This is a genomic window from Hymenobacter lapidiphilus (assembly GCF_013377885.1).
In the GTDB taxonomy this organism is placed as follows: Bacteria; Bacteroidota; Bacteroidia; order Cytophagales; family Hymenobacteraceae; genus Hymenobacter; species Hymenobacter lapidiphilus.
The window spans coordinates 42,810-61,459 of the sequence record NZ_JABKAU010000018.1; the positions used below are offsets into that span (position 1 = coordinate 42,810).

At 61.7% G+C, this 18,650-nt stretch carries 12 protein-coding genes and 1 pseudogene; 7 read left to right on the plus strand and 6 right to left on the minus strand.

The features are described 5' to 3' along the window. The first annotated feature begins 140 nt into the window (after positions 1-140). The 4 genes from surE to HW554_RS11225 all read left to right on the plus strand — a co-directional run bounded on the left by surE (position 141) and on the right by HW554_RS11225 (position 7,467). Positions 141-1,022 carry a 5'/3'-nucleotidase SurE gene (gene surE / locus HW554_RS11210; protein ID WP_176908678.1) on the plus strand — a complete coding sequence of 294 codons (882 nt, stop codon included), beginning with the start codon at positions 141-143 and terminating at the stop codon, positions 1,020-1,022. 435 nt (positions 1,023-1,457) lie between these two features. Next, complete coding sequence (locus tag HW554_RS11215; RefSeq protein WP_176908679.1) at positions 1,458-2,552, plus strand: efflux RND transporter periplasmic adaptor subunit; 1,095 nt, start codon at positions 1,458-1,460, stop codon at positions 2,550-2,552. Positions 2,553-2,828: 276 nt separating this feature from the next. Then, complete coding sequence (locus HW554_RS11220; RefSeq protein ID WP_176908680.1) at positions 2,829-6,026, plus strand: efflux RND transporter permease subunit; 3,198 nt, start codon at positions 2,829-2,831, stop codon at positions 6,024-6,026. Further along, the gene (locus HW554_RS11225) at positions 6,019-7,467 is read left to right on the plus strand and encodes a TolC family protein (RefSeq protein WP_176908681.1); all 1,449 of its coding nucleotides are present in this window, start codon (positions 6,019-6,021) and stop codon (positions 7,465-7,467) included. The genes HW554_RS11220 and HW554_RS11225 overlap by 8 nt, the downstream gene beginning before the upstream one ends. Before the next feature lie 146 nt (positions 7,468-7,613). Here the strand turns inward: HW554_RS11225 and HW554_RS11230 are convergent, their stop codons facing one another. Together HW554_RS11230 and HW554_RS11235 are read right to left on the minus strand one after the other, a co-directional pair. Continuing rightward, positions 7,614-8,960 carry a sensor histidine kinase gene (locus HW554_RS11230; RefSeq protein WP_176908682.1) on the minus strand — a complete coding sequence of 449 codons (1,347 nt, stop codon included), beginning with the start codon at positions 8,958-8,960 and terminating at the stop codon, positions 7,614-7,616. A gap of 9 nt (positions 8,961-8,969) precedes the next feature. Next, entirely contained in the window at positions 8,970-9,650 is a 681-nt protein-coding gene (locus tag HW554_RS11235) for a response regulator transcription factor (protein WP_176908683.1), read from the minus strand. A 171-nt stretch (positions 9,651-9,821) separates the two neighbouring features. On the opposite strand from HW554_RS11235, the gene HW554_RS11240 reads away from it, so the two are divergent. Further along, on the plus strand, positions 9,822-10,541 hold the full coding sequence (locus HW554_RS11240) for a TIGR04283 family arsenosugar biosynthesis glycosyltransferase (RefSeq protein ID WP_176908684.1): 720 nt from the start codon (positions 9,822-9,824) through the stop codon (positions 10,539-10,541). 50 nt (positions 10,542-10,591) lie between these two features. Here the strand turns inward: HW554_RS11240 and HW554_RS11245 are convergent, their stop codons facing one another. The 3 genes and pseudogenes from HW554_RS11245 to HW554_RS21080 form a co-directional block, all read right to left on the minus strand. Continuing rightward, complete coding sequence (locus HW554_RS11245; protein WP_176908685.1) at positions 10,592-13,030, minus strand: gliding motility-associated C-terminal domain-containing protein; 2,439 nt, start codon at positions 13,028-13,030, stop codon at positions 10,592-10,594. A 170-nt stretch (positions 13,031-13,200) separates the two neighbouring features. Further along, positions 13,201-14,760 (minus strand): ABC transporter permease/substrate-binding protein, encoded by a 1,560-nt coding sequence (locus HW554_RS11250; RefSeq protein WP_176908686.1) that lies wholly within the window; start codon positions 14,758-14,760, stop codon positions 13,201-13,203. 654 nt (positions 14,761-15,414) lie between these two features. Beyond that, positions 15,415-15,897, minus strand: a pseudogene (locus HW554_RS21080) (ATP-binding cassette domain-containing protein); the annotation flags it as partial. Between the two features lie 238 nt (positions 15,898-16,135). Between HW554_RS21080 and HW554_RS11260 the strand changes: the two are divergent. Together HW554_RS11260 and HW554_RS11265 are read left to right on the plus strand one after the other, a co-directional pair. Then, entirely contained in the window at positions 16,136-16,699 is a 564-nt protein-coding gene (locus HW554_RS11260) for a phosphoglycerate mutase family protein (RefSeq protein ID WP_176908688.1), read from the plus strand. An 85-nt stretch (positions 16,700-16,784) separates the two neighbouring features. Then, a complete protein-coding gene (locus tag HW554_RS11265; RefSeq protein WP_246285196.1) occupies positions 16,785-18,182 on the plus strand; it encodes a M20/M25/M40 family metallo-hydrolase in 1,398 nt (465 codons plus the stop codon). A gap of 93 nt (positions 18,183-18,275) precedes the next feature. Here the strand turns inward: HW554_RS11265 and HW554_RS11270 are convergent, their stop codons facing one another. Then, the gene (locus HW554_RS11270; RefSeq protein ID WP_176908689.1) at positions 18,276-18,509 is read right to left on the minus strand and encodes a hypothetical protein; all 234 of its coding nucleotides are present in this window, start codon (positions 18,507-18,509) and stop codon (positions 18,276-18,278) included. Between the last annotated feature and the right edge of the window lie 141 nt (positions 18,510-18,650).

Sequence of the window (18,650 nt, forward strand, 5' to 3'; positions counted from 1 at the left end):
GGCTGTTGCGGTCTGGTGGTCGGGCAGTGGTGGCCGGGTCGTAAAACATCCGAGCGCAGAGGGGCGTTAAGAAACACGCCTGCCGGGCAGAGCGTACCTTTGCCCGGCAATTCCTTCTTATCCTCATAAGCCTGTCTACTGTGTCAACTTCCGCCTCTGCCAAGCCGCTTATTCTTATCTCCAACGACGACGGCATTACGGCCCCCGGTATTGCCACGCTCGTGCGCGTAATGCGCCGGCTGGGCGAAGTGGTGGTGGTAGCGCCCAACTCGCCCCAGTCGGGTATGGGCCATGCTATTACCATCGGTAAGCCACTGCGCCTCGACCCCAACCACATTTTTGAGGGCATTGAGGCCTATGAGTGCAGCGGCACGCCCGCCGACTGCGTGAAGCTGGCCAAGCACCACGTCCTCAAGGACCGCCGCCCCGACCTGGTGGTGTCGGGCATCAACCACGGCTCCAACTCGGCCGTGAATGTGCTGTACTCGGGCACCATGTCGGCGGCCATTGAGGCGGCTATTGAAGGGCTGCCGGCCATCGGCTTCTCGCTCTGCGACTATGGCCACGATGCCGACTTCTCGCACGCCGAGGAATGGGTGGAGCGCCTGACCCGGCAGGCGCTGGAGCACGGTATTCCGGCCGGCACGGCCCTGAACGTGAATATTCCTAAGAAATCGGACCAGCCTATTGCCGGGGCCATGGTCTGCCGCCAGGCCCGGGCGAAGTGGCAGGAAGAGTTCGACCTGCGCCACGACCCTTACAAGCGGCCCTACTACTGGCTCATCGGCTCGTTTGTAAACGAAGACCCGCGTCAGGATACCGACGAATACGCACTGGCCAACAACTACATATCCATCGTGCCCTGCCAGTACGACCTGACTTCGCAGTCGGGTTTGCGTCAGATGCAGCAAAGCTGGGACCTCTCGGTGCCCGGCTCGGCCACCCCGGCCCCAGAATTTCCCCTGGATGCAGTTGGCAGCGCTACTCCCGGCCCCGGCGAATCGGCTACCGGGCTGGGGTAGGAGTGCCAGCGAAGGGAGCGTTTGCTTCCGGCCCTGAATCGTAAAATGCTTTGATAAACGGCTGATAGCGCGCTGATTCATCTTGCGCTATCAGCCGTTCACTAGTTTCGACTTAATGCCCGTCGTGTTGCTTTTCCTGCTTGGGAAGGTGACGTGGCGGGCGTTTTTGCGTTGCGGTCACGGCTTCAAAATCCAGCAGGCGGCTGCTAAAACTTTGTGGGCCGGGAGCAGTGGCTTCATAGCCGCTTCATGAAGCGGGCGTTTGCTTTGTGCCAGTCAATGACCGAAGCTGACTGGAAGCCGCCACCATGCTGGCTTTCGGGTTAGCCGGTAGCCCGCGACCAAGCCGGCACTTGCCGCCGCCTGAATTATGGCTGTTGTGGGGTCCGGCTCCGGCACAGTGAACGAGTGTAAATGAAACCCCTAACGGCCATTATGATAGCCCGCAATACGAAAACCCTTCTGCTGCTCGGCCTTGGCGTCCTGTGCTTCGGCACCAGCTGTACCAAGCATGAGGAGGCAAAGGAAGAAGTTGTAAAATACCTCGTTACCAGCCCGCTGCTGCAGGATACCACCATCACCAAGGAGTACGTGGCCCAGATCAAGGCCATCCAGCATATTGAGCTGCGGGCGCTGGAGAAGGGCTACCTCGAAAAGATTTACGTGGATGAGGGCCAGGCCGTGCGCAAGGGCCAGCTGATGTTCCAGATCATGCCCCTCATGTACCAGGCCGAGCTGAAGAAGTCGGAGGCCGAGGCCAACTACGTGGGCATCGAGTACCAGAACACCAAGCGCCTGGCCGACAACAACGTGGTGTCGAAAAGCGAGCTGGCCCTGGCCGCCGCCAAGGTGGGCAAGGCCCAGGCCGAAGTGTCGCTGGCCAGAACGCACCTGTCGTTTACTACCATCAAGGCGCCATTCAGCGGCCTGATGGACCAGTTTCAGGTGCGGTTGGGCAGTCTGGTGGATGAGGGCGACTTGCTGACTACGCTCTCGGACAACAGTCAGATGTGGGTGTACTTCAACGTGCCCGAGGCCGAGTACCTCTCCTATAAAACCAACGCCAAGGCCGCCAACCAGACCAACGTGAAGCTGCTGATGGCCAACAACGAGCAGTTCAAGCACCCCGGCGTGGTGCAGACCATTGAGGCCGACTTCAACAACGAAACCGGCAACATTGCCTTCCGGGCCACTTTCCCCAACCCCGAGGGCCTGCTGCGGAGCGGCGAAACGGGTAGTGTATTGATGACGGTGCCGCTCAAAAAGGCCCTCATCATTCCGCAGAAAGCCACCTATGAGGTGCTGGAGAAGAAGTACCTCTACGTGCTCGACGCCAAGGGCATCGTGCACCAGCGCGAAATCACCGTCGGCTCGGAAATGCCCGACCTGTACGTGGTGCAGAGTGGCCTGAAGCCCGGCGAGAAGTTCCTGCTCGAAGGCATCCGCAAGGTGAAAGACGGCGACAAAATCGACTTCGAGTACGAGGCGCCCAAGCAGGTTATCACCCACTTGGGCACCCACTCGGAGTAACTGGGAACAGCAGCCAGAAGGGCGAATAGAACGATGTCATGCTGAGCGAAGCCGAAGCATCTCTACTGCAATGGTAATCCATCCGACTGCAACGATGCGGTACAGATGCTTCGTGACCTCAGCATGACAGTTCCATTGCGGTAAAGATTCTTCGACAGCGGCTTACGCCTTCGCTCAGCATGACAATTTCATTGCGGTAGAGATGCTTCGACTGCGGCTTACGCCTTCGCTCAGTATGACCGTGCCTATCGGCTCTCCGCTAACAACTCAAAAAACATGTTCAGTAAATTCATTCGACGGCCGGTTTTTGCCATCGTCATTTCCATCGTCATCGTCTTTTTGGGGATGCTGGCCATGAATACGCTGCCCACCTCGCAGTTCCCCGAGATTTCGCCGCCTATGGTAATGGTGAGCGTGGCCTACCCCGGCGCCAGCGCCAAGGTGCTCACCGAGTCGGTGCTGATTCCGCTGGAGCAGGCCGTGAACGGCGTGCCGGGCATGAAGTATATGACCGCCGATGCCGTGAGTGCGGGCGAGGCCAACATCCAGATTGTATTCAACCTGGGCACCGACCCCGAGCAGGCGGTAGTAAACGTGAACACGCGCATCGCGCAGGTTATCAACCGCCTGCCGGTGCTGGTGCAGCGCGAGGGCGTGATTGTGAACCGCGTGGTGCCCAACATGCTCATGTATGTGAACCTGTACAGCAAGGACAAGAATACGGACATGAAGTTCCTGTTCAACTATGCCGGGGTGAACATGCTGCCCGAAATCCAGCGCATCAACGGCATCGGGCGGGCCTCCATTCTGGGTAGCCGCCAGTACGCCATGCGCATCTGGCTCAAGCCCGACCGCATGCGGGCCTACAACATCTCGGCCGACGACGTGATGAAGGCCCTGGACGAGCAGAGCGTGATTGGCTCGCCCGGCCGCATCGGCCGCTCCGACGGGGGCCAGTCGCAGGCGCTGGAGTACGTGCTGACGTATGAGGGCCGTTTCAGCGACGTGGAGCAGTACAAGAACGTGATTCTGCGGGCCAACGCCGACGGTGAAAGTCTGCACCTGAAAGACGTGGCCGACGTGGCGCTGGGCTCCGAATTCTACGACATCTACTCCAACCTCGACGGCTACCCTTCGGCGGCCATTGTGCTCAAGCAAACCTACGGCTCGAACGCCAAGGACGTAATTGCCGAGGTGAAGGCCAAGCTCGACGAGCTGAAGAAAACCATGCCGCCCGGCATGGACTACAAAATCAGCTACGACGTGTCGAACTTCCTCGACGCTTCCATTGAAAACGTAATTCATACCCTGCGCGACGCCTTTATTCTGGTGGCGCTGGTGGTGTTCCTGTTCCTGGGCGACTGGCGCTCGACGCTGATTCCGATTCTGGCCGTGCCCGTGTCGCTGATTGGGGCATTTATGGCCATGCAGGCGTTCGGGCTCACCATTAACATGATTACCCTGTTCGCGCTGGTGCTCGCCATCGGTATCGTGGTCGATGACGCCATTGTGGTGGTGGAGGCCGTGCACGCCAAGATGGAGGAAAAGCACCTCTCGCCCTACGGGGCCGTGCGCGAGGTTATCGGCGAAATCAGCGGGGCCATTATTGCCATTACCATTCTGATGACGGCCGTGTTTGTGCCGGTGGCGTTCATGAGCGGTCCGGTGGGTATCTTCTACCGGCAGTTCTCGATTACCATGGCCTCCGCCATTGTTATTTCGGGCATCGTGGCCCTGACTTTGACGCCGGTGCTGTGCGCCATGATTCTGAAAAACAACCACGGTAAGCCCCGCAGCAAGTCGCCCATCAACCGCTTCCTCGACTGGTTCAACCGTGGTTTTGAGCGCCTGACGGGCGTGTACGTGGGCTTCCTGGAGAAAGTGGTGGACCGCCGGGTGCTTACGTTTCTGGTGCTGGCCGCTTTCGGCTTCGGCATCTTCGGCATCTCGACTACGCTGCCTTCGGGCTTCATTCCGGCCGAAGATCAGGGCATGCTGTACGCCATTATCCAGACGCCGCCCGGCTCGACGCTGGAGCGCACCAACGCCATTTCGCAGGATTTGCAGCGGCTGGCCAAAGACGTGCCCGGCATTGCCAGCATTTCCACGCTGGCCGGTTATGAAGTGCTCACCGAGGGCCGCGGCTCCAACGCCGGCACCTGCCTGATTGACCTCAAGCCCTGGAGCGAGCGGAAGGAATCCATCCACGACGTCATTCTGGCGTTGGAAGAGAAGGCCAAGGAAATTCCGGGCGCGACCATTGAGTTTTTTGAGCCGCCGGCGGTGCCGGGCTACGGCGCAGCGGGCGGTTTCCAGCTGCAACTGCTCGACAAAACCAACACCGGCGACTACAAGGCCCTGGAGCAGGTGAACGACGAGTTTATGGCCAACCTGCGCAAGCGCAAGGAGCTGGCCGGTCTGTTCACGTTCTACTCGGCCAACTACCCGCAGTACGAGCTCCAGATTGACAACCAACTGGCTATGCAGAAGGGCGTGAGCATCGGCAACGCCATGAACACGCTCAGCATCATGATTGGCTCGACTTACGAGCTGGGCTTCATCAAGTACCAGCGCTTTTTCAAGGTGTACGTGCAGGCTTCGCCCGAGTACCGCCGCCTGCCCAAGGACATTCTGAACATGTGGGTGAAGAACGACAAGGGCGAGATGGTCCCGTTTTCGGCCTTCATGAAAATCAAGAAGAGCCAGGGCGCCAACGAAATCAACCGATACAACATGTACACCACGGCCTCGATTCGGGGCGACGCCGCCGCCGGTTTCAGTTCGGGCGAGGCCATTAAGGCGGTGCAGGAAGTAGCGGCCAAAACCCTGCCCCGGGGCTACGATATTGATTGGGGCGGGCTGAGCAAGGACGAAGTGGGCCGCGGCAACGAAGCCGTCATCATCTTCCTGATTGTGCTCGGCTTCGTGTACCTGGTGCTGGCCGCCCAGTACGAGAGCTTCCTGCTGCCGCTGGCAGTGGTGCTCAGCCTGCCGGCGGGCATTTTCGGGGCGTTCCTGCTGATTAAAGTGATGGGCCTGGCCAACAACATTTATGCCCAGGTGGGGCTGGTGATGCTGGTGGGTTTGCTAGGCAAGAACGCGGTGCTGATTGTCGAGTTTGCGGTGCAGAAGCATGAGGAGGGCATGAGCGTGCGCGCCGCCGCCATCGAGGGCGCGAAAGTTCGTTTCCGCCCGATTCTGATGACTTCTTTCGCCTTCATTGCCGGCCTGATTCCGCTGGTGCTGGCCACCGGCGCGGGCGCTATTGGCAACCGCACCATTGGTACGGCGGCGCTGGGCGGCATGCTGTTCGGCACCGTATTCGGCGTAATTATCGTGCCCGGGCTGTACTATGTCTTCGGCACCATGGCCGCCGGCCGCAAGCTCATCCAAGACGAAAACGAGAACCCGCTTTCCGAATTTGAGCCCCACGTAACTGTAATTGAAGAAGAACAAGTTGCCACCCATGCGTAAGAAGAGCCTGTATAACTTTTTGGGGGCTGCCGCTTGTGCGGTGGCCCTGGCGGGCTGCGTTACGCCGGGCATTGCGCCCCGCACGGCCAGCCACGCGGTGCCGGCCAGCTACCCCGGCACCTACGCCGCGGCGCCCGCCGACAGCATTAACCCCGCCCAACTGCGCTGGAAGGAGTTTTTCATCGACTCCAACCTCACCGCCCTCATCGACACGGCCCTGCGCAACAACCAGGAGCTGAACATTGCGCTGCAGGAAATCCGGATTTCGAAAAATGAAATCCAGGTGCGCAAGGGCGAGTACCTGCCGTTCCTGGGCGTAGGCGTGCGCTCCGACGTGGGCCGGCCCGGCCGCTACACGCTGCGCGGCGCCACCGAGGAGCAGATTCGTATCAGGGAAGACCACCGCAACCCCAATCCGCTGGCCAACCACCAGGTGGGCGCGTTTGCGAGCTGGGAAGTGGATATCTGGCACCGGCTGCGCAACGCCCGCAAGGCCGCCGCGCTGCGCTACCTGGCCAGCGTGGAGGGCCGGAACTTCACCGTTACCAACCTGATTGCCGAGGTGGCTACCTCGTATTACGAGCTGCTGGCGCTGGATAATCAGCTGGCCATTACGCGCCAGAACATCGAGATTCAGCGCAACGCGGTGCAGCTGGTGCAGCTGCAGAAGGAGTCGGCCCGCACCACCGAACTGGCCGTGCAGCGCTTTGAGGCCCAGCTGCACAACACGCTCAGCAACCAGTTCAGCATTCAGCAGCAAATCACGGAAACCGAGAACCGCATTAACTTTTTGGTGGGCCGCTACCCCCAACTGGTGGTGCGCAACGACGAGGCTTTTAATGCCCTGGTGCCGCCGCTGGTGCGGGCCGGCGTACCGGCCCAGCTGCTGCAGAACCGCCCCGATATCCGGCAGGCCGAGCAGCGCCTGCTGGCCTCCAACCTCGATGTGCAGGTGGCCCGCGCCGCCTTTTATCCGGCGCTGCGCATCACCGGCTCGGCCGGCTTCGAGGCTTTCCGGCCCGGCCTGCTGTTCACCACGCCCCAGTCGCTGCTGTTCTCGGCGGCCGGCGACCTGATGGCCCCGCTCATCAACCGCAACGGCATCAAGTCGGTGTATAGTAGCGCCAACGCGGCCCAGATTCAGACGGCTTACAATTACGAACGAACAGTGCTGAACGCCTACGTGGAGGTAAGCAACCAGCTTGCCAGCCTGCGCAACCTGGGCCAGAGCTACGACGAAAAGGCCCGCGCCGTGGCCGCCCTCAACCAGTCGGTTACCATCTCCAACAGCCTTTTTCGCTCGGCCCGCGCCGACTACACCGAAGTCCTTTTCACCCAGCGCGACGCCCTGGAAGCCAAGTACGAGCTGATTGAGTTGAAGATGAAGCAGCTCAATGCCCAGGTGAACGTGTACCGCGCCCTAGGTGGCGGCTGGAAGTAAGATGACAAGTTGCCGTTGCCCCAGACGCGGCTAAGGCGGGGTTCAGAGCTACTATAGAATGGCGCCCGGTGAGAATGAAGCTGATTACCGGGCACCACGGCCGCTCAGGCAGCAGTGCCCGGTTAGCTGACCCGGCACCCATATGGCTAAGCGTTGCGGGACGGTTGGCTGAAATGGAGGGTGAACGTGGTGCCCTGGCCCTCGGTCGATTCTACCGTCAGCCGCGCCTGGTGGAACTCGGCAATGGTTTTGGCGATGGGCAGCCCCAGCCCGTAGCCCTCGGGCGCAGCTGCCCCGGCCTGCACCCGCCGGAAACGGTCGAACAGATAGGGCAGGTGGCGGGCCGCAATGCCCGGCCCGGTATCGGTAACGGCTAGTTGGTAGCCGCCCGTAACAGCGGGCCGACCCGTAATTGTTATGCGGCCGCCCTCGCAGTTGTACTTGATGGCATTGCTGACGAGGTTGAACAACAGCGTGAACAGCAGCGTGGAGTTGGCCTGGAGCAGCACGTAATCGGGCTGTAGGTCTTGGTGTAGCACTATTTCGCGCTGGGTCAGCCGGTCCTCTAGCTCCTCGACTACATCGGTAAGCACCGCCGCCACCGATACCGATTCGTCGCGCAGGTACTGCTCGTTTTCGATGTTGGCGATGAGCAGCAGCGTTTTCACTGTGTTGCGTAGCCGGTAAAGCGTCTTCTGCGAATCTACCAGTTTTAGTAAATGCGCATCGCCTAGAGTAGGGTCCTGCAGCATGTTTTCAAACCTGGATTGCAGGATACTGACCGGCGTGAGCAGCTCGTGCGACACGTTGCTCATGAACTCACGCTCCTTCTCGAAAGCCGACTGTACCAGCCGCATCATGTCGGTGAGGCTGCTGTCGAGGCGCTGGAAATCGGCGGTGGTGGTAGCCAGCGGCTCGTAGGAGAAAGCCGACGGGTGGTGCACGCCTTCGAGCCGCCGCACAATGAGCTGGTGCAGCGGCCGCAGCAAGTGGTGGGCAAATGCCGCATCCGACAAGACGGTAACCAAGGCCCCAATCACGAGTACCCAGAGCGCCATCCGTCGTAGCGTAGCGGTTAGCAGCTCCACCGTCGCCAGCGACGAACCGATTTCGAGGCGGTAGCGCTGACCGGTGGAAACGAACTGCCGGCTTATAATCCGGAAGTCCTCCATTTCATTGTCGACCTGGCGGGGCTCGTCGAAAATGCGAAGGGGAGCCGGAAGGGCACCACCCGAGGCCGCCGGTAAGCGTGTCAGGGTTATATATTCCTGCTTGAGAATATTGTAGTCGGCATACTGCTCGCCCTGTACGAAAGTGGCTATCCCATCGCGGCGGATAAGCGTCAGCACCTGCTCGCACTTCTCGCGCAGCTGCTCGTCGGTGTGGCTCACTGCTACGCGCTCCACGATGGGCGGAATCAGCAGGGCCCCCAGCAATACCAGCAGCAGCTTCGAAAGGGTATTGGACAGCGCCAGCTTGGCTTCAAGACGCATAGCAGAAGGTCAGTTTTTAATCGAATACCCGATGCCGCGCACGGTTTCGATGAAATCGGCGGGGGCAAACTGGCTGAGCTTTTTGCGCAGATTTTTAATGTGTACGTCGATGTAGTTGGAGTCGGAATCGTCTTCGAGCACGTTGCCCCACAGATGCTCGCCAAGCTGCAGGCGGGTGAGCACCCGGTTGCGGTGCAGCAGCAGGTAGTGCAGCAGGTCGAATTCTTTTTTGGTGAGCGGCACATCCTGGCCCCCGTGGCGAATGGTGCGGCCGCTGACATCGAGCGAAAAACCCTCTCCAAAAGATACCTCCTGGCGCTTGAGGCCAAATTTACGACGCATAACGGCCTGCATCCGGCTCTGCAATTCCAGCAGCGAAAAGGGCTTGGGCAGGTAGTCGTCGGCCCCCAGGTCGAGGCCTTTCACCCGGTCGTCGATGCCTCCGCGCGCCGTCAGGATGATGAACGAGGCTTCCTGGCGCTCATTCTGGCGAGCTTCGCGCAGCAGGTCGAGGCCGTCGCCGCCGGGCAGTCCCAGGTCGAGCAGCACGAAATCATAGCTGTTCGTAAATATTTTCTCCGAGGCTTCGGCGTAGGTGAAGGCTGAATCGACCAGGTATTGCGACCCAACCAGAAACTGCCGCACCTCCTGGTGCAGGCTTTTTTCGTCTTCAACCAGCAATACGTGCATAGAAAGCAGGGCCTAAATGAACCCCAACTTACGCAGCCGGCCATGAAGGAGTGATGAATAGGGCACTGGCTTATGCGTGAGCTGCGCTGAAAAGTAGCTGCCCGGGAAATTTCCGGGCGGCTGGTTTCGTAAGTTGGGGCCAGTATTGCCCGTCGCCCGCCCCACATATCCATGCCCTCCGGCCCTGCTTTTCCGCCGCTTTTCGTCAGCATCATTATTCCCACTTTCAACGAGCAGGAGCATATTGGCCGACTGCTGGCTCACCTGCGGACTATTATCGGCCCCGATGCGGCCGTGGAAATAGTGGTGGCCGATGGGGGCAGCACCGACGAAACGGTTGCCGAAGCCGCCGCCCACGGGGCCCGGGTGGTGCAGTGCCCACGCCGGGGCCGGGCCGCCCAGCTCAACCACGGGGCCGCCCATGCCACCGGGCAACTCCTGTATTTTTTGCACGCCGACTCGCTGCCACCCGCCACCCTGCTGCCCGATTTGCGCGCCGCCGTGGCCAGCGGGGCCGCGGCCGGTTGCTACCGCCTCCGCTTCGACGAGCCCCACTGGTTTCTGGTGGCCAACGCCTGGTTTACGCGCTTCAATTTCAACGGCATCCGCTACGGCGACCAGAGCCTGTTTGTGCGGCGGGAGGTGTTTGAGCAAGCCGGCGGCTACCGCGAGAAGTTGCAGCTGCTCGAGGACCAGGAAATTGTGGGTCGGCTGCGGCAACACGGCCCGTTTCGGGTGCTGCCGGGCTACATCATTACCTCGGCCCGCAAGTATCGGCGCAACGGCGTTTACCGACTCCAGGGCGTGTTTGCGCTGCTCACCGGGCTGTTCTGGCTCGGCGTGCCGCAACCCCGGCTGGTGCAGCTGTACAAGTGGCTGGTGCGGGGATGAGGTTATCCGACCTAAAGCCTGCGGTATACTTTCGGGCTTCTGTTCAACTCTTAGCGTACAACCTGTACCCATCCTCTATAAATCTCCGTGGATTTGGTATTACGCAGCACGTAGTAATACACCCCGGTAATGGCCTCCAAGCCCCAGTCGTTGCGGTAATGTGCCGCATGGTATACCTGAGCGCCCCAGCGGTTGACAACCTGCAAATCCCAGGCTCCGGCGGGCAAGTTGTTTATTACAAATCGGTCATTTACGCCGTCGTTGTTGGCCGTAACGATGTTGGGAATGAAGACGCAACTACGGTAGGTAACGCGCCAGCTAACGGCTACCGTCTGGCAAGGATTAGTGACTTGCAGCGTGTAAAGCCCCGGCTGAGTAACGCGCAGCGTAGAATCGGTAGAGTTATCGGACCAGCGGTAGGTGGCGCGGGTGTCGTGGGCTACCGGGGCCCGCAACACAAGTTCGGCCGTTTCGCAAACGGTGGTGTCGGTGCTGGGCGGCGGCGGGGAGAGGCGGGGAATAAGGCCAACGGTTTGGGTGGCGGTGCTGGTACAGCCATTGGCATGCGTAGCAGTTACCGAGTAGCGCCCCGGCTGGGCAACGGCGATGCTGGCGGTGGTGGCTCCTGTGCTCCAACGATAAGAAGCCACCCCATCAGTGGTTGCAGCCGTTAGTTGCTGCGGGCGGCCCTCGCACAGCAACGAGTCGCCGCTAAGCGTTACCTGCGGCACGCCAACGGTGTGCGAGCTGACCAGACTACAGCCGCCGGGAAAGGTTGCCGTAACTGTGTAGGTGCCCGCCTGCGCCACCGTAATGGCGGCCGTGCGCTGGCCCGTGTTCCAAGAGAAACCCGTAGCTCCCGGAGCATCTGCCAGCAGCGCGGCGGTGCTACCCGCACAGAAAGAAGCGGGCCCGCGCACTGCCGCTGTTACCTGGCCCACCCGAATTTGGGCCGCCGCTACGGTTCCGTCGCACAATGTGGCGCTGACGGAGTAGAGGCCCGGCTGCGTAACAGGAATAGAGGCGGTGGTGGCGCCAGTACTCCACTGGTAGGAGGAGGCCGTTACGACTGTTTTGAGACGGAGTAAAGAGGGACTTGTTCCGCACAATAGCGTATCGCCGATGATGGTGCCGAGTGGCGAGTTGGCCGCCGTGCCCAGCTTGATAATCCAGTAATCGGCGCTTCCCCAAGTGTCCTGGGTTTTGCCGCAGGAAGCGCCCGAATACGAAGTGCCACCCAGTATAAAGCCTCCATCCGGCGTAGGCCGCGCACCCTGCAAAAAATCCAGGTTGCTGCCGCCATACACCTCGTCCCAATCTTTGGTGCCAGCGGCATTCAGCTTCACCAGCCAGTAGTCGGCCAGGCCAAAGCCGGCCTTGCTTTTATCCCCGGAAATGCCCGAATCGGACTGGCCCGCCACCAGAAAGCCGCCGTCGGGGCAGGGCCAGACGCTGTTGGGCTGGTCCTGCCCGCTGCCGCCGAAGCTTCGGTCCCAGAGTTTGCGGCCCTGCGCATCTACTTTCAGTATCCAATAGTCGCCGCCGCCCCGCTGGGCCTGGGTTTTATCACCCGAAATGCCCGAACCAGATTGCCCGGCCAGAATATAGCCGCCATCAAGGGTCTGGCACAGGCTATACAAGGCATCAGGGCCGGCTCCGCCGTAGGTACGGTCCCATTGCGTGGCCCCGCGCGCGTCGAGTTTCACCACCCAGTAATCGTTGCCTCCCCGGCTGGCCTCGGTTTTGTCGCCCGAAATACCGGAGGTGGAGGTCCCGCCTACGAGGTAGCCGCCATCGGCGGTCTGCCGCACGTCGTGCAGGAAGTCGAATTCGGTGCCGCCCAGGGCCCGGTCCCACTGCTTGTTGCCGGCTGCATCGAGCTTGATTACCCAGAAGTCGTGCCCGCCCTGGTAGGGTCCCGACTGGTCGTCCCGGCCCGGGGTGCCCGGTAGGTCGCCCAGGCTGTAGCCGCCCAGAATGTAGCCCCCATCGGCGGTTTGCTGGAGGGCATTCAGGGAGGGCAGGCTTTGGTTGCTGAACGACTTATCCCACTGTTTCACTCCTTGCGCATCCACTTTCACCACCCAGTAACCGTGCTTGGCCGGAGCGCTTCGGTCGCCGGAAGCCGGAGAAACAGAGTAGCCGCCCATGATATACCCGCCGTCGGTGGTTTGCTGCACCGCCGCGAGGGCGTCGGTATCGTTGCCGCCGTAGGCCCGGTCCCACTGCTTGTTGCCGGCTGCATCCAGCTTTACCAGCCAATAGTCGTAGTTGGTGCTAGGTTCTGAGGGGGCGCCTTTGGTGGGCTGGGTTTTGTCGCCCGACACGCCGGAGCCGGAAGTGCCGCCCAAAATGTACCCGCCGTCGGTAGTGGGCTGAACCGATTTAAAATTTTCAAGCCCATCGCCGCCCAGCACCCGGTCCCATTGCCGCCTGGGCAATTGCTGGGCGGTAGCGGCGGTTGCCAGCTGCACGAAGCAGATGGCCATAAGCCAAAGGCACCAGTAGCGGACTCGCCTGGATGATGGATTCGCTGCTAGAGGTGCAATCATTCGAAGAGGGGTAAAATCGACTGCCAATGTAGCAGGTAACCCCTCGATTAAGACAAAAATGATGGAAAAATCTAGCTAAAACAAAGCCCAGTTTAAGTCGCCTTTTTCTACCTTAAATAAGCGCTCAGCTCCGATACCGTACGGATGCTCAGTTGCTCGGCCTGCTGGCGACGCATGAGCAGCGCATACGTGTTGTTGAAGCCCAGCGGCGCCAGCCACTCCAGGTTGTAGCGGCGGCGGTACTCGCGGCGCACGTAGGCCAGCACGGCCGCCGGATCGGGGCCGAGCGAGTCGAGCACGGCCGCCGACGGCTGGAGCACCACCAGCAGGCCGGTGCCGGTGTATTCGGGGTAGAGGTCGATGGCGCCGGTGCGCAGCGCGTCGGCGCAGATGCTGGTGCCGCCCAGACCCGTTTTGGCCTCCACCTGCAGGTTGGTGTAGCCTTTGATAAGGGCCGCATACATCTCGGCCAGAATATATTGCTCCCCAAAAATCTTGGAACCCAGCCGAATGGTGGCCCCAGTAGCGGGCTGCGGGGCGTGCCACAGCCCTCGGCGACGCAGAAAATCGTGGGCCACGGCCCGGGGCGTTTCGTGGCGGATATCCACCCGGTAGTTCAGCTCCGTCATCACCGAGTCGGAGAGCTGGCCGGCGAGGCGGGCTAGCGCCGGGGCCAACTCGGGGTGGGCCTCCAGGGCCTGCCGGCGTACTACGGGCACGGCCTGGTAGGGCGGAAAGGCGTGACGGTCGTCGCGCAGTACCTGTAGGTCGTAGGCCCGGATGCGGCCGTCGGTCGAGTAGCCATCAATCAGGTCCACGTCGCCGCTGCGTACTGCCTCGTACACCAGCGCCGGGGCCAGCACCACTGAGGCGGGGTCGAGACCATAAAGTTGGCGCAGTCCCGGCAGTCCATCGGAGCGGCCCACAAACTCAGGGCTGAAACCGGCCAGCAGCTTGCTGGCGGCGCGGGGCAGCAGGTACAGCCCCGCCAGTAGGGGCAACGCCAGCAGCAGCGCCCGCCCGGCCCACATCAGCCGGCGGCCGCGCAGGTGCTGCAGTCCGGCCAGCGCCCCATCAAACAGCAAAGCCAGCGCCGCGGCCGGAATAGCGCCCGCCAGAATCATGGCCGGGTTGTTCAGGGCAATGCCGCCAAAAATGAACTCGCCCAGTCCGCCCGCTGCCACGTAGGCCGCCAGCGTGGCCACGCCCACGTTTATTACGGCCGCCGTGCGGATGCCGGCCAGCAGTACCGGCAAAGCCAGCGGCAGCTCTACCCGGCGTAGCACCTGCCCATCGGTGAGGCCCAGGCCGCGGGCGGCATCCACCACGGCGGCATCTACGCCCTGCACGCCCGCCAGCGTGTTGCGCACAATGGGCAGCAGCGAGTACAGAAACAGCGCCACAATGGCTGGCCCTGGCCCAATGCCCAGCACCGGAATCAGGAAGCCCAATAAGGCAATGCTCGGAATGGTTTGGAGCACGCCGGCCCCGCCCAGCACCCAGGGGGCCAGCCGCGGCCGGCGCGTGAGCAGCAGCCCCAGCGGCACGCCCACCACCACGCCTGCCAGCAGCGAAGCCGCCGTCAGCCCGATGTGCTGCAGGGTTTGCTGGCCCAGTTTGTCGGCCTGCGCCTGCCAAAAGGCGAAGAGTTCGGTAAGGATGGTCAAGGTGAAATGCAGGAAATGTGGACCGTAAAGAATGAGTGGGGGCGGGGCTTGCCCCGCCCCCCGTGCAGCGGCGGTGCGTGGTTTGGTTAGCGGCAGACGGGGACAAGTCCCGCCCCCATTCGTTCTTTACGGCCCTTCCCTCAGCCGCCGTATGGCCCGGCCGAAGGCGGTCATAAGCGTGGGGTAGGTGAGAGGTCGGGCGGTACTTTTCGACACCTGCACCCACACTGTGGGCTCGCCGGAAGCCGGGGCCGGGATGTGGCTCAGCTTCTCCAGTGTGTCATGTATTGATGCTGTAGATGGAAGAGGATTATTGACTGAATAACTGATACTTGATGGTTGAAAATATTCGTTGTCTGGTAGCTCGCATAGTATGTCGGCCAGCCGCAGAACCCGGAGTTGCAGGGCCAGCTGATCGGCCCCGAAGAAGCGGCGGACGAAGTTGTTGGCGGGGCGCAGCAGCAGCTCGCGGGGCGGCCCCAGCTGCTGCACCCGGCCGGCATCGAGCAGCAGAATCTGGTCGGCCAGCTCGAAGGCTTCGGTTACGTCGTGGGTGACGAGCACCATTGTTTTGCGGCGCAGCTCGGGCAGCTCCCGGAACTCGCGCCGGATACTGGCCCGCGTAATGGGGTCGAGGGCGCCGAAGGGTTCATCGAGCAGGATGATGGGTGGGTCGGCGGCCAGGGCCCGGGCCAGGCCCACGCGCTGCTGCTGGCCCCCCGAAAGCTGGTTGGGGTACTGGTGTGCGAACTGCTCGGGCGGCAGGTGCAAGCGGCGCAGCAGCTCCTCGGTGCGGGCAGCTACGGCGGCCGGGGCGTGGCCCAGCAGCTGCGGCACCACCGCCACATTTTCGGCTACCGTGTAGTGGGGCAGCAGCCCCACCTGCTGAATCACGTACCCCATGCCCCGGCGCAGCAGTTCGGGCGGCTGGCTCCTGGCATCGTGCCCGTTAACCAGCACCACGCCGGTATCGGGCTCCACGAGGCGGTTGAGCATGCGCAGCAGCGTAGTTTTGCCGCAGCCGCTGGGCCCCAGCAGCACCAGCGTCTGGCCCGCTTCCACCCGAAACGACACGTCCTGCACCGCCGCGCGGCTTCCGTAGTGCTTGGTCAGGTTCCGGGCTTCGAGGGCGGGCATGGCGGCGGGGGTAAGGCGCTGAAAGGTAAGGTAGGAAAAGGCAGTGGGCTAATCCGGCCCAGGAAAGCCAACAGCCCGCCATACAATCTTTAGGTGCATCCAACCACCCCCAAAATTGTCCGGTTCCGAATCTGGCTTAGCTTTGAGCAAACAATTGTCGGCGGCCCATGCCCATGCAAACCAAGTGCGGCCGCCAGCACCTTCCGGTTGCTCACCCGGATTTAACAGCTCTTTCCCCATGATACAACTGTCTGCTCGTCGGATTCTGCTTTTTTTTAGCCTGCTGATGACTTTGGCGGCCTGCGTGCGTAAAGCAACGCCCACCGAGGCCGCCACCGGCCCCGTAACCCGGGTGTACATTGTGCGCCACGCCGAAAAAGACCTCACACCCGGCCTCACCGACCCGCCCCTGACGGCCGAAGGGCAGACCCGGGCGCAGGCGTTGGCCGCCGCTATTCCGCGCCAGACGCGCCTGAGCGCCGTTTTCAGCACCAATACCGCCCGCACGCGTACTACGGCCCAGCCCCTGGCCGCCGCCCGCGCCCTGCCGGTGTTGCTCTACGAGGCCCGCGACCTGCCCGCGCTGGCCGCCCGGCTCCGCCGCGACTACCCCAACCAGAATGTGCTGGTAGTGGGCCACTCCAACACCATCCTCGAAACCGTGGATGCTTTGGGTGCCCCCCGACCCGTGCCCCTCATCCCCGACGAAGCCTACGACTACCTGCTGGAGGTGCGCCTGCCGGCCGATGCCGCCCTGCCCGCCACGGCCGTTGCGCATCACTACGGCGTGCGGAGCCATTAGCCAGGGCCGGGGCGCTGCAACCCGGCGGCCCGCTTACGCTTCTCTTAGCCACTGTACCGGTTTGCTTTCCCTCCTTTCTTCTACTATGATGCTTTCTGCCCTCCGCCGCCGCGCCCTTGCGCTGGCGCTGCTGTTGCCTGCCGTTCCGCTGGCCGCCCAGGCCCAAACCCCCACCGCCACCGACTCGGTGAACATCCGCCGCATCTACGATGAGGCCCTGGCCCGGGGGCAGAGCTACGAGAACCTGCGCTACCTTACCGGCCAGATTGGCGCCCGGCTCAGCGGCTCGCCCCAGGCAGCCCAGGCCGTGCAGTGGGGGCAGCTAACCATGGAAAAGCTAGGCCTCGACCGCGTGTATCTGCAGGAGGTAATGGTGCCGCATTGGGTGCGCGGCAAGCCCGAAAAAGCCACCATCCGGGCCGATAAGGGCAAGGGTGTGAGCCTGAACGTGGTTGCCCTGGGCGGCTCAGTGGGCACCGGCGGCAAGCTGCGCGCCGGTGTGGTGGAGGTGCAGAGCCTGGCCCAGCTGGCCGCTCTCCCCGAAGCGCAGGTTAAGGGCAAGTTTGTGTTCTTCAACCGCCCCATGAACCCGCTGTATGTAGAAACGGGCAAAGCCTATGGCGAAGCCGGCGACCAGCGCCGCTCCGGGGCAGTGGCCGCCGCCAAGCGCGGGGCCGTGGGCGCGCTCGTGCGCAGCCTCACGCTGGCCCAGGACGACCTGCCCCACACCGGCACCATGAGCTACCAAGAGGGCGTGGCCAAGGTGCCCGCCGCTGCCCTCAGCACCAAGGGGGCCGATGAGCTGAGCCAGCTGCTCAAGGCCGACTCCAACCTGAGCGTGGAGCTGGAAATGAGCTGCCAGACCCTTCCCGACGTGAAAAGCTACAATGTCATCGGCGAGATAAAAGGTACCAAATATCCCGTGCAGATCATTACTGTGGGCGGCCACCTCGACTCCTGGGACCTGGGCCAAGGCGCCCACGACGACGGTACGGGCTGCGTGCAAAGCATAGAGGCGCTGCGCCTGCTGAAGGCCACCGGCCTGCTCCCCGAACGCACCGTGCGGGCCGTGCTGTTCATGAACGAGGAAAACGGCAACCGCGGCGGCATTAAATACGCCGAAATAGCGAAGGCCAACAACGAAAACCACCTTGCGGCAATGGAGTCCGATGGTGGCGGCTTTACGCCCCGGGGCTTTAATATCGATGCCGCACCGGCCGTAGTGCGTAAAATTGAAGTCTGGCAGCCCCTGTTTGCTCCCTACGGCAGCGGCCAGTTTGCCCAGGGGCACGCCGGCACCGATATCGGCCCGCTGAAAGGCCAGGTGCAGGCCCTAGTGGGCTACGACTGCGACTCGCAGCGCTATTTCGATATTCACCACACCGCCGCCGATACTTTTGATAAGGTAAACCGCCGCGAGCTGGAGTTGGGCGGTGCCAGCATGGCTGCGCTGATTTATCTGCTAAACAAATACGGACTATAAGCGTCTCGCCTGTCTGTTGAGAAATATGCCGCAAAAAAATGCCCGGCTGCCATTGGCAGCCGGGCATTTTCAGTTCTATGCTTTCCGGGAATATTATTCGGCGGCGGCGTTTTTGCGCGGACGGCCGGGGCCTTTGCCGGTGCTGTTGGCAGCGCGCGGCTTGCGCTCCTTCTTTTCAATCTTGTAATCAGGATCCAGCATAGCATTCATTTCTTCCATCAGGCTGTTGATTTTAGAAGCCTGCTTCCGAATACGGGTCAAAAGCGCGTGGTTGTCTTCGGCGCTGTTGAGAATTTCCTGGAGCTTATTGAGGTCGTTGGTTGCCATTGGGGAAATAACTGGGTTGAGAAATTATGAGGTTGCAAAGTTGCCTGTTTATTTTTATTTCACAAGTATTTCTGCATCCGGAATAATCCCGATACGTGAAAAACAATAAAATGTCTAGCCAGGAGAATAAATAAAGTTACC